This window comes from Pseudomonas quercus (assembly GCF_012033695.1).
In the GTDB taxonomy this organism is placed as follows: domain Bacteria; phylum Pseudomonadota; class Gammaproteobacteria; order Pseudomonadales; family Pseudomonadaceae; genus Aquipseudomonas; species Aquipseudomonas quercus.
The window spans coordinates 43,450-54,831 of sequence record NZ_JAAVJI010000019.1 but is presented as its reverse complement, the minus strand read 5'-3'; the positions used below and the strand labels follow the sequence as shown (position 1 = coordinate 54,831).

14 protein-coding genes are annotated in these 11,382 nt (G+C 59.6%); 1 reads left to right on the top strand and 13 read right to left on the bottom strand.

The window, feature by feature from the left end; genetic code table 11:
- From HBH25_RS23925 to HBH25_RS21555, 13 genes are all read right to left on the bottom strand, one after another.
- The coding region (locus HBH25_RS23925) for a hypothetical protein (RefSeq protein ID WP_484573233.1) at positions 1 to 87 on the bottom strand (87 nt) is incomplete at its 3' end.
- Positions 88 to 92: 5 nt separating this feature from the next.
- A complete protein-coding gene (locus HBH25_RS21610) occupies positions 93 to 554 on the bottom strand; it encodes a DcrB-related protein (RefSeq protein ID WP_168085996.1) in 462 nt (153 codons plus the stop codon).
- Positions 555 to 580: 26 nt separating this feature from the next.
- Positions 581 to 1,162: a DcrB-related protein gene (locus HBH25_RS21605; protein ID WP_168085995.1), complete on the bottom strand. Its 582-nt coding sequence runs from the start codon at positions 1,160 to 1,162 to the stop codon at positions 581 to 583.
- Between the two features lie 589 nt (positions 1,163 to 1,751).
- Positions 1,752 to 2,102, bottom strand: a complete 351-nt coding sequence (locus HBH25_RS21600; protein WP_168085994.1) for a type III secretion protein HrpV — start codon at positions 2,100 to 2,102, stop codon at positions 1,752 to 1,754.
- Positions 2,103 to 2,108: 6 nt separating this feature from the next.
- A complete protein-coding gene (gene hrpT, locus HBH25_RS21595) occupies positions 2,109 to 2,315 on the bottom strand; it encodes an HrpT family type III secretion system protein (protein WP_168085993.1) in 207 nt (68 codons plus the stop codon).
- Positions 2,312 to 4,414: a type III secretion system outer membrane ring subunit SctC gene (gene sctC, locus HBH25_RS21590; RefSeq protein ID WP_168085992.1), complete on the bottom strand. Its 2,103-nt coding sequence runs from the start codon at positions 4,412 to 4,414 to the stop codon at positions 2,312 to 2,314. Before sctC ends, hrpT begins: the two co-directional genes overlap by 4 nt.
- A 78-nt stretch (positions 4,415 to 4,492) precedes the next feature.
- On the bottom strand, positions 4,493 to 4,717 hold the full coding sequence (locus HBH25_RS21585; protein WP_168085991.1) for a type III secretion protein: 225 nt from the start codon (positions 4,715 to 4,717) through the stop codon (positions 4,493 to 4,495).
- Between the two features lie 86 nt (positions 4,718 to 4,803).
- Positions 4,804 to 5,376 carry a type III secretion system stator protein SctL gene (gene sctL / locus HBH25_RS21580; RefSeq protein ID WP_168085990.1) on the bottom strand — a complete coding sequence of 191 codons (573 nt, stop codon included), beginning with the start codon at positions 5,374 to 5,376 and terminating at the stop codon, positions 4,804 to 4,806.
- 22 nt (positions 5,377 to 5,398) lie between these two features.
- Positions 5,399 to 6,046, bottom strand: coding sequence for a type III secretion protein (locus HBH25_RS23430; RefSeq protein ID WP_229631907.1), 648 nt, complete (start codon positions 6,044 to 6,046; stop codon positions 5,399 to 5,401).
- On the bottom strand, positions 6,043 to 6,843 hold the full coding sequence (gene sctJ, locus HBH25_RS21570; protein WP_168085989.1) for a type III secretion system inner membrane ring lipoprotein SctJ: 801 nt from the start codon (positions 6,841 to 6,843) through the stop codon (positions 6,043 to 6,045). The genes HBH25_RS23430 and sctJ overlap by 4 nt, the downstream gene beginning before the upstream one ends.
- Positions 6,844 to 6,853: 10 nt before the next feature.
- Positions 6,854 to 7,228 (bottom strand): type III secretion system inner rod subunit SctI, encoded by a 375-nt coding sequence (sctI, locus tag HBH25_RS21565; RefSeq protein WP_168085988.1) that lies wholly within the window; start codon positions 7,226 to 7,228, stop codon positions 6,854 to 6,856.
- A gap of 46 nt (positions 7,229 to 7,274) precedes the next feature.
- Positions 7,275 to 8,222: a hypothetical protein gene (locus HBH25_RS21560; protein WP_168085987.1), complete on the bottom strand. Its 948-nt coding sequence runs from the start codon at positions 8,220 to 8,222 to the stop codon at positions 7,275 to 7,277.
- A gap of 56 nt (positions 8,223 to 8,278) precedes the next feature.
- Entirely contained in the window at positions 8,279 to 8,623 is a 345-nt protein-coding gene (locus HBH25_RS21555; RefSeq protein WP_168085986.1) for a type III secretion system major pilin HrpA, read from the bottom strand.
- A gap of 206 nt (positions 8,624 to 8,829) precedes the next feature.
- Here HBH25_RS21555 and HBH25_RS21550 point away from each other — a divergent pair, with 206 nt between their 5' ends.
- A complete protein-coding gene (locus HBH25_RS21550) occupies positions 8,830 to 11,349 on the top strand; it encodes a type III effector HrpK domain-containing protein (protein ID WP_168085985.1) in 2,520 nt (839 codons plus the stop codon).
- The last annotated feature ends 33 nt before the right edge of the window (positions 11,350 to 11,382 follow it).

Sequence of the window (11,382 nt, the reverse complement as noted above, 5' to 3'; positions counted from 1 at the left end):
GCCGATGCCAAGAACAGCCCCCAACACAAAGCCGCCCATTGCGCCGGAGTGGGCGATCTGGTCACCAAACCGTGCTGCCTCGAACATGGGCGTTACTCCTGTTCGGGGGTGGCGGGGGTCGCTGGCAGGCGAGGCTGGAAGCTGGCCAGCAGGTCAGCCCAGCCTTGGGTCTGTTCAGGGCTGAAATCAGCCGCAGAGGTGGTCGAGAACACCAGAGCACGTGTCGGTTCGATCAGGAACGCGGCCTGGCGCTGATAGTAGGGCCGCCCTTCGCCCATGTAGTACGCATCGATCTGCACGCCCTCCATGGGCGCCGCTGTCGAGAGAAACACGGCCTTGCGGCCGAGGGCAGTATAGCCGCGCAGCTTGGAGGCCATCAGCTTGACCTGCCGGTCCACATAGGCCTGCAGCGTTTCACCCGGCAACAACGTGTCCCTGGACACCGTGATGCTCAAGGGCGCTGGCAGCACGGAACCCAGCACGAACATGTTGACGGTACGGTCCTGAAAACCTTCTGGCAGCGTGATGTCGCCTTCTTGCAATGCGTATTCCATGTAACAGGAACTCCTTGTATCGAAAATCAGCCAGCGGCCAAGTCGGCCACCAGGCTATCGAAGTGTGCCAACCAGTCGCTTAGCTCGGGTTGGGTGGGGTCGATCCGGCAGGACACTTCCAGCCATTGCAAAGCTTCACTGCCTGCCTGGGGTACCAGTGCCCCAATCAGCCGTGCGTGCTGCGCCTTGCCCTGCGCGTTGATATGAACATCCACTGCCTGGGCATCACACCCTAGAAGCGTACAGCCCTGCTGACGAATCACCCGCAGGCCCGGCGCTTGCGCACTGAAGGCCTGCAGAGCACGTTCAAAGAGCACACCCAGCGCGTCACCTTCCCGCACCGTGCTACGTTTGATCGCCACCGTAAGCGGCTCGCCGTTGTAGTCCACCGTGGCCTGGACGGCGAGCAGGCGGGCGTGTGCCGGTAAACTCACCTGCAACCCACCAAAGCTGAAATGGCTGGGCCCCTCTTGCAGCGGTGTAACGGCCTGGGGCTCAGGCTCGGGTGCCGCTTCAACCACCGGGGCTTGAAGCGCGGCAAGGCGGGCCGCTTCTTCGTCGGCAATACGTTTGGCAGCAATGCGGTCGTACAGGCTTGGTCTGGCCATGGGCTGTTGTCTCACTGGTTGATATCGACCCGATCGCCTTGTACGAAGGTGTTTTCGCCCAGCACGCTGATCGACTTGCCTTTTAAATAAGCCAGGCGGCTTCCTCGGAGAACTTTGCTGGACATAACCCGCTGCACTAACGCCCTCGAAACAACGAGTAAGTCAGCGGTTCAACCCTGCAGGGGAACGGGTTCACTTTTAAAGCAGGTTGGCGCGCAAGGAAACACGCTTGCATAACAGGCTGTCAACCCAACTAGCGGACGTGGCGGGGGCTTAACGTGATCGGCAGGATGCGCTTTTAAAGGGAATAATACCCATTAAAGCCAACGATCACCGGGCGTTTGCGAAGCATGGAGGTTCACGCTTGGCACTTGGCGCGCAAAGTTTTTTTACAATTAAGCAGATTTTTTCGGACAAAACAGTAAGTGCAAAAACATTCAAAAAGGTTTAAGGCCGGATTATAAAAAGCAAACATCAAGGCCAGGCAGAGAGCTCATTTAGAGCGCTCAATCTTAAAATATTTCGTAATAAAGCTTCTGTTCAAAGAGGCTTCTAAAAAATCTCTTAAAGTGCTATGCCCAGCACTTACTCAATTAAACAAATGCTCAAGCCCTGCCAGGGCCAACTGGGTGCTGCGGATGTCGTCCAATGGTACAGCAGGGCTTACGCCCTGGGGCAGGCCGCGCCAGATGACGAACGCCTGGCGGGCGTCGAAGAACAGGAAGTAGTCATTGAAACGCTCGGCTTCACGAAAGCGCCTGGCCAACGCCGTGCGCAGTTGCTGTGGGCTAAGCACCTGGCCGGTGACCTGCAAAGCCAGACCCCAACGTCGATGTTCACGGCAACTGACAAAGCACACGCCTTTGGCGATGGGCCAGGTGGCTGCCTGCTCAGCGAGCAGGTGTTCGTAAAAGGCGCCTTTTTCCGCCACCTGGATCATGGGGCATCAATCCTTCAACGGGACCACAGTGAAATCTACCTGCGGGTCTCGGTCATTAAGGCCCTGACGCATATCTTCGGGCCACCACACTACCAACTGCCGGTCGGTAGAGTCTGGCCGCTTGCATGCGTAACCGGAGCAGCCTTCACGGCTGGCACACCCAGCGAGCGCGGCCAATGCAACGAGGGCAATCAGTACATGACCGGGCTTCATGGTGCGGTTCTCCGAAGCAGCGAGGTACGGCCCTGAGCTGCATTTTTCAAGGATTGTTTAGGCTGGCGCAGCGCGATGTAGATCTCGCTCTCCTCACCCGGCTGCAGCCACGCATGGGGCCAGGCACCTACGCCCATGGCCCAGCGGCCACCACAGCGGCTTTCATCGATGCGCAGCGGTTTGCCAGTATCGTTTTTCGCCACCACCACCGCCACACCCCAGTCTTTGCGGGCAAACCACTGGGAGCGTTGGGCATCGAGCACCAGGCCGTTGCCTGGGTCGCAGAGTGTTTGCGGTTCGAATGGCAATGCCGCTGACGCACTGAAGCCCGGCGGGGATACGCCATCGAGCAGTTGGCTGAACGCCTTTTCAATCTCGCCACGGGTAGGCTTCACGAACCCATCGCGGCGCGTGTCGATCCGGTCCATCTGCGCATCCACATCATGGGGGTTGCCATTGTCCACATAGCGGGAAGGGTCCACCTGGTCACCAATCAGGCGTGGCGTGAGAATGAACAACCGCTCACGCTGGCTGAACTCGCGGCTGCGGGACTGGAACAGCAGTTTACCCAGGTAGGGAATATCGCCCAGCAGGGGTACCTTGTTGATACGGTCGTTGGCCTCCAGGCCATGGAACCCACCGATTACCAGTGAGCCATGCTCGGCGATGACGGCCTGGGTGCTCACGTTCCCTCGGCGTACGGCCGGTTGCTCGTCGTTGATCTGGGACACATCGATTTGCCCGTCTTCAATGTCGACAATCAGTTGCACCTGAGACTTGTCGGCATGGGACAGCGCCCGCGGAATCACCTGCAAGCTCGTACCCGCAGTGATAGGTTCGATATTGGCCACCCGCTCACCCAATGCGGTCAGGTATTCGGTACGGCTAAAGTCGATCACCGCCGGCTGGTTTTCCAGGGTAAGAATGGACGGGTTACCAATGATCGAGGCCGAGCCATTACCCTCCAAGGCACGCAGGTCGGCTGCGAACTTGCCAGCATCCTGAATGAACAGTGTAGAGCTGGTGCCGGCATCCAACAGGCTGGCCCCACCGCTTATGCGCCCGGCGTTGAAATTCCAGCGGCTGGACAACTGCGCCAGTTCATTGCGGTCGATGTCCAGAATCACTGCATCGATCTCTACCACATTACGGGGCACATCCAGTTGTTTGACCACGGCCTCGTACATGGCGCGGCGCTTGGGCAGGTCGTAGATGAGCACGGCGTTATTGCGCACGTCAGCACTGACCCGGATACGAGGCCGGGCCGTGCTTTTTTCACCCCGCCCTTTGCGCCCGCTGCCACCGCCCAGTACCTGGTCTATCCCCTGCTCCAGCACGCCCATGTCGGTATCACCCCCGCCCAGGCCACCGAAATTCAGGCCCAGGGGGGTGTTGGCCATGCCACTGGCTGTTCCGCTGGAGCGCTGTGCCAGGCTGATGCCATTCAGAGACTCACCTCGCGAACGGCTTTCGAGCAGTTCCTGCAGAATGCTGGCCACGCCAGCTACGTTCAGGGTTTGGTCGCGGTAGTGGATGGTACGGTCTGCCGCGTTTGCATACTTGAGGGGCAGTACCATGATGTCCTGTTTTTCGGCCTTTTCAGGGGCTTCTACCTGGCGGCTGTAGTCACGTACAAAATCCACGTATTTGGCAGGCCCGCGTACCAGTACCAGCCCTTCGTCAGGCAATACACCCCAGCCAAATCGCGTGTCCAGCAGGCCAACATCGGTGAGCGCCTGTTGCAGGTCATCGACCGCATCCGAGGACACTTCAATGCGTGCAGTGGTCTGGTCCGACGTGGGGCTGATGTACAGCGTTTCGTTATAGACGAACCACTGGAAATGATGCTCCTGGCCCAGCCGGTCCAGGAAGGCCTGTGGGCTGGCAGCGCGGATGCGCCCATCGACCACGGCGTCCATGCTAGGCATGTCCAGGCCCATGCCAAATTCTTTGGCAAAATCTGCCAGGGTGGTATTCAACGTAGTCTGCCGCGCATCGTAGGCATACGCGGTTTGCTTCCAACTGTCGGGCACGGCCGCCCAGGCTTGCTGGCCAAGCAACAGCACACAACAGGTCAGCCACATTACAGCCTTTTGCATTTCACGCTCCCAACAGCGGTGCATCGAAGGTAGGCACGACCGAGGCGTGCCCCGGCCATGGTGTTGCTGGCCAAGAGTTTACTGGATTCCGTCGATGATTGACTTGGTAATGCCGTGCTTGGCGCGAAGCGATTCATTGAGAATGGTGTTGGCCATCTGCGTTTTGCGGGAGGCATCGTTGAAGGCAAGCATGTCTTCGAATTCACCGCTGTCGCTGGCGGTCATTTCTGCGTCATCCATTTCGGACTGGGCGTTGGAATAGGCATGGTCAAGGCGGTTCTGCAGTGATTTCAGGCTTAGCATGGCGAGGGCCTCAAGGTGGGTTCAGCCCTGTGTGGGGCTGAACCCCTCGGTGGTTCCCTGCGAGGCCGCCCCAGTGCTGGCGCAGGCTATGCCGTAGCCGCCAGCAGCCCCGCCCGCAGCTGGGCCCATTGAATATCGAAAGCCCCGGTAGCATGGCTGAGGGTAAGCACATCGTCTGCCAAACGGCTGTTGGCTTGCACCTGCCACACTGTTGCAAAACGGCTATCGGCCAACCATTGCGTGACCGCCGGCAGCAGGTCTGGGTGGCACTGTAAGGTGGCCTTCACCTCCAGCGGCTGGCTGGCCGCCAGGCTTCGTAACAGCGCACGGGTACGCTCGGCCAGGCCTGCTTCATCCAGCAGGCGAGCCATGGCGGTGCTCAGTAGCTGTTCGGCGGCTGCCAGTGCCTCGTCCTGGAAGTTCTGGCGTTCGGCTTCCAGGCCTTGAAGGAAGGCGCCGGCCTGCTCCCAGAACTCGGCTACGGCTTGGCTGACCTGTTCGTGGGCCTGCTCTTGGGCATGAAGCTGTATCTGTTCGGCCTGCGCCAAGGCCTGGGCCAGCACGTCCTCAGCGCGACGCGCATCCTCGATATGTTCACGCTTGAGTATGGGCTCAGCCAGGGAAGATACACCCAGCGACAGTGAACGCTTGACCAGCATGGCAATCTCCGTAATAGGCAGGCTAGCGTGCTTCAACCCGCCACAGCACCGCAGGCCACAAGGTATTGAGCCGTGCAGTGGCTAAGGCAGTGAACGCCGTTTGGTCAGTGGCCGCCAGCGTGCCCGGCCGAGGCCAGGCCAGCCGTAACCTGGCCCAGCACTGTGGGCCTAGCCAGCCCCCCAGTAAAGTAGGTGCTTCGGTTTTTTCGCTCTCCAGCCACAAGCCGGGGCGCAGGGCCTTCGCCAGGCTTCGGCACCAAGCCAGGTGGGGCTGTGCAGGAAGGTCCTCTGCCTCCGTTGGAGGCGGGCCATTGCAGATGTACGTGACGAGGGACAGTGCCAGCTGTTGCTGGGCAGTTGTCATCGACAGCCACTGCAACACCTGCGGCACAGGCGGGGGCGGTTGTGGCGGGTAGACACCGGCAAAGGCCAGAAAGGCCTGGGGGCGGTGACCGGCCCAAGCCTCGCAGGCCGGCAATGGCACACCCGCTTGCTCGGCAAAGCTTTGCTTCCAGCTGGTATGGGCATCGTTCCACGGTGTGCACCACCACCGTACCCATTGTGCCTCGGAGACCGCCGCAGGCACTGCCTGGGGTGCGGCGGCAGGCTCCGTAGCTTGGTCCGCATTTAGGGAAGTATCCAGCGCGATGTCGGCCGCCGCGTCACTCATACTCGGCTCGGCAAATTGGCACCGCTACCACGGCGCGATACCCTTCCGAACAGTGCCGCGCGCCAGTCAGCACGCACCACCAGCATCAACAGCACGATCAAGGCCAGCACACCGACCGGCGCCAGCCATACCATGCGGCTCCAGAACCCTACCTGCTTGCTGTCCACCAGAAACGGCCCGAAGCTGACCAGTTGCTGGCTGTCCTGGAACTCCGCCGCTGGCACGAATACCAAAGAAAATTTGCGTGAATCCGGCCCAGTGCCGGACGCCATCCCCGGAATACTGCTGGCGACCATTTGCTGGATGCGGCCACGCACGCTGTCAGGGTCCAATGCCGCGGTGTGCTTGATAAACACGGCTGCCGAGGCTGGCTGCACGGGTTCCCCAGGCGCCACCCGCTCGGGCAGCACTACATGCACACGTGCTACCACCACACCATCGATCTGCGACAGGGTGGCCTCCAGCTCCTGGGACAAGGCATAGATGTAGCGAGCCCGTTCTTCCAGCGGGGTAGAAATTACCCCTTCCTTCTTGAAGATCTCGCCCAGGCTGCTGCGGGCACGCCGGGGCAGCCCGGCCGCATCGAGCACACGTACCGCCCGGTTGATCTCGGCACTGTCCACGGCCACCACGATGCCGGTCTTGGCAGAGTGCTTGTCTGCTTCAATGTGCTGCTCAGCCAGCGAGGCGATCACATCGTTGGCGTCTTGCTCGGACAACCCGCTGAACAGTTCGGTCTGCTGGCCGCAACCGGTCAGCAGCAGGCACAGCGTTAGCAGTGCAGTGGGCCATTTCACAGGTTCGTACCTATTGCAGGTTGGTGAGCTTGTCGAGCGTCTGGCCGACTTTATTGACCACTTTCGTGGTCACGGCCGTTTGCAATGAATAGTTCGACAGGGCCCGGCTCATCTCAGTGATGTCAGTGGGGTCTTCCCCGACGGCTGCGGCCTTCATGCTGCGCATGGCCTGCTGGGAGAGCTTGTCAGTGGCCTGTACACGGCCCGACAAGGCCCCGGCCATTAACGCCGGGAGCGGCCCTGCGCCTACGCTTGCCACCTGGGCAGCACCCATGGCGGCTGAAAAGAAGTCGACGTCCGCCGAGGAAGGCTCATGCACCAAACCCTGCTCAAGGTCATCATCGGCCTTGGTTGCGGTGTGTTTGCTTACAGATGTAATGGTCATGCATGGCCTCCAGAGAACGGTGTCGAATGCAACGGGCAGACGTAGATCAGCGGATAGGGCTAGGGCTGGTCTGCGAATCGCTGCTTTGTACCAGGGTTTTGAGCAGTTCCTGCACAGTTTGGGCGCTGGTGCTGTCCAGGTTGTGCTGTTGGCGAGGGGTTAGCTGTTGCGACGGCCCGTCGGTCTGTCCTTTGGCACCCTGATCCAGTAATTTCAGGAGCGCGGCCTCTAGCTTCTCGGCCGAGATGCCACCCTGTGGCACTCCGCCGATCGGCGTGCTACTCCCGCCACCGAAGCCGCCTGATCCACCGCTACCGCCCAGGCCACCTTGTGCGTTACCAACGGAACCTGCGTCAAGCTGGCTGCTCAGCATGTCCAGGGCATTTTGTACCTGGCCGGTTTCGTCGGCGTTCAGGAGGTTGTCTTGCTCGCCGCCACCCTTGGACAGTTCGGTTTTCCAAGAGCCAGAATCCGGTGGAGGGAACTTTGCAGGGTTCTGATCCATGAACTCGCCGATTTTACTCAGCATGGCCTGGTCTTTTTCGGAGAAATTGCTGTTCCCCTTGCCATCAGGCTTGAGCATGCCACCGAGCATGGATTTGACCAGCGCCTTTAGCAGCTGGGTCATCAGGTCTTCTTCACCACCATTTGCGCCACCCACGCCTGCGCTACCACCCGTGCCGCCGGTCCCACTTGTCCCCTGCGTCCTAGGTTGAGCCTGGTCCGAACCGAAATTCTCGCCCAGCTTCTCCTTGATCAAGCTCTGCAACGCCTTCTCTACTTGAGCTTGACCACTTCCAAAAAGACCTTCGTTAGGCATTTTGGAGGCAACCATCTTGCCGAGCGGAGAACTTTCATCAAGCTTGCCATCCATTGTCATTAGCTGACTGGCTAGTTCTCTGATCGCTTTTTGAAGAGAGCTCAGTTGTTGGCCGCCGCCCTCGGACGGCTGAACGCGCGCACCCTGAATAGGTAGTGTGTTAGAAACCTGCATGTTGCCTCCTTAACCCGCAATGAGGCCCTGCGGTACGGGCAGGGCCGAACCCACGCTTAGAAGCTGATGCCTTTGGCGTTCTGAGCGGTAGCACTGATTTTCTTGTTGGTGGAGTCTTCCTTGCCCGACTGGATGGCGTTGAGCACGTCCTGGGTCTGCTTGCGGCGGGTTTCTTCACCCTGCAGGCCGATCAATGCGGCGCCGTTGGCGTCGGACTTGGCACTCTCAGCGCGCTGGGCTTCCAGCGACTTGGTGGTGCCGGTGCTGTCGATGATGGCTTGCTGATCGTTGATACCAGCTTTGGTCTGGTTGATGCCTTGCGCGAATTGGCCACCAGCATTGGTTACGTCGCCTACGAAGCCAGTCAAGCCAGTACCAGGGTTATTTACGGAGCCGACCATGGGGTGTACCTCAGTAGTGTGATGAATACCCGCAACATTGCGTGGTGCCGATAGGTGGCGCTAGCTTCCCGTTTGGTTCCATTACCGTTCGTCGGTACTTGTTATGTTGTTGTCCTGCCTCGCAGGGTGGTGGAAATGCGTGGGAACCGTCCGCAGCCCGGCGGCCACTCAGCAGCTCACTTACATTTTCACAGGCAGGTGCCGCTATGCGCGTAACTCAAACCACGCCCGGGCTGGGCGATATCGGCAATCAGGGAGGCGCAGGCGAGGCCATGCCTGCCTTGAACCCCGCCCTGAAGGCGCCGCTAGGCGGCATGGGCAATGGCGGAAATGGCGGGAATATCCAATTTGGCACCGCTTTCACTGTATCGACCCTTAAGGGCGCCCCAGCGGGCCTGCAAAACCCGCCGATAACGGCAGGCGCCAACGACGACACTTTACAATCGCTATTCAAGCAGTTTGCTGACCTCTTCCTGGGCAAGCCGCAGCCAGGCTCAAATAGCAACGGCACAACGCCTACGGGAGGTAATGCACCCGCTGCGCCGGCGGCTGGTACTAAACCTGCTGCACCAGCTGCACCTGCTGCGGGCACTACCCCTGCTACGCCCACTCAGGGCACCTGTGAAACACAGGGTGCAACCAAGCCCGACAACAGTACCGCCCTACCCAAAGCAACCCCTGCACCGCTTCTTGATAACTCAAAATATTCCTCCCCCGAAGAGTTGAAGAAATACGACGCGCTGGTGGCGCACTTGCCTGCCAACGAACGGGAGCAGGCGGCCAAAGAGCTGAACCGGCCAGTAGCGGCCGCGAAAATGGCGGCCGCTGGCGGAGAAGAAGGCAAGAAGGCCATGGAATTCATCAAGGCCAACCCGGCCTTGGAAAAAGCCTTGGACACCAGCAAGCACGGAGGTAAGGCGGACGGCAAAATTTCAAAGAATGACTTTTCCTCGTTCATCAAGAACATGGACAAGGCGACCAAGGCAGCAGGCAAAGACATTGAGGAGTACCAGAAGAAAAATCCCGATGCCGACCCACAGTCGCTGGCCATGGTGCACTCGGCGGCCATGCTGCGGGCTAATGAACCCTTGGTAAAGGCAGGTGAAAAAGACACGCCAGACGATCGCAAGCCGGTAGACAAGTACATCACCGACAAGGCATTGAAGGGCATGCAAGACGGCAACTCTGGCCTCTCGTTGCTGGCAAGGCAAACGGCCAAAACCTTCGCCGAGCCCGGCTTCCTGCACATGCTCGACCAGGGTGGTTTCGAAGGCGAAGGCCTGGCCCTTCACAACGCCGACAAGAAGATCAGCACCAAGAACATCGACGACTGGATCAAAAAGCAGGCGCCCAAGACCGGTGGCGAGTTTGCTTCGATGATGAGCGATGCGGCGACACGTAATGCCGTGGCGAAGGTGGACATCAGCAACCTCAACGAGGATGTATTCAACAACCCGGACAAGTACAGCGGTGAGCAGAAAGCCGCTGTCATGATCAAGCTCCAGGAAACCCAGGAGCAGGTAGAAGGCGGTAGCAAGCTGCGCAAGGTGGGCAAAACCTCCGAAGCCTTGCAGCAGAAGATTGCCCAGCTGCAGATGGACCCGGACGTTAAGACGTTTATGGATAAGGCCATACCCGAGCAGCAGAACGCCATTCTTAAAAGCGATCCAGCCCTGAAAGCGTCAGTGGAGAAGCGAAACGCTGACCTGGTCAGTGGTAAAGCGCTGCAGGATGATATGGCGACCGCAGAAAAGCAGGCCGAGGAAGCGAACAAGGGCAAAAAACCAGAAGACCGCACCCCAGTCGATTACAGCAAAGCACTGGGCGGCCTGAATGCCGAGCTTCAGATGCAGGGTGAACGCTCCGGCAACAAGACCCCCATGACCGCTGCCCAGGTGCTGGATAAGCGCCCAGACCTCAAGGCCAAGATCAACCAGTCGTACCAGGAAAGCTTTGTACAGGGCAAAGCGGTTGAAGGCGCCCTGAAAAAAGACCAGAAGTCTGATGCCAAGGACGTGCTGGGCCAAGTGGACAGCCAGAAAATGGCCTATGACGAAGCACTGGGCACCAGTGCGACCGCGGCGGCACAAAGTGGTTATGCCGAAGCCACCATGAAGGCCCTGACCACTACTGGCAAAGGCGCTAGCGTGCTCAAGGAACTGAAAGACGCCGGCACCCTGCCCAAGGATGCCGACACCCGCAAAATGACCGGCGCCCAGATGTATGGGCAACTGCGTGACAGTGTGGAGAAACAGACCTCCGCAGCAGGCTTGAACACCAGTGGCAAGCTTATGGCGGCCGGCGGCGGCGCCTTCAGCGTGGCCAGCTTGTTGAACATCAACCAGAAGCTCAAGGATGGCGACACCAGTGGTGCGATCAAAGGCATATACGATGGGGCCAAAGGCGCCGGGGAATTGGGCAAGCTAGGCTATAACGCGGCCGCTCAAGCCTTGGGCAAGGACGCCTCTGCAGGCCTGGGCCGTATCGCTGGCGCAGCGGCCGGGCGTATCGCCGGTATGGTTGCCGGTGAAGCAGCAGGCCTGGCAGCAGCGAGTGCCATTGGTGCGGCTGCCGGGCCCATAGGCTGGGCCATTGATGCCATCATGGCTATTGGCTTCGGTATCAAAGCCATTGTGGATGCGGTGAACAAGCACAAGCGGCAGGAAACGTTCGACCACAACGTGGACCCTACCTTGAAACAGTTCGGTATTCCAAAGGCCCACTGACACCCTACTCGCCCGCCTGATAGTCAGGCGGGC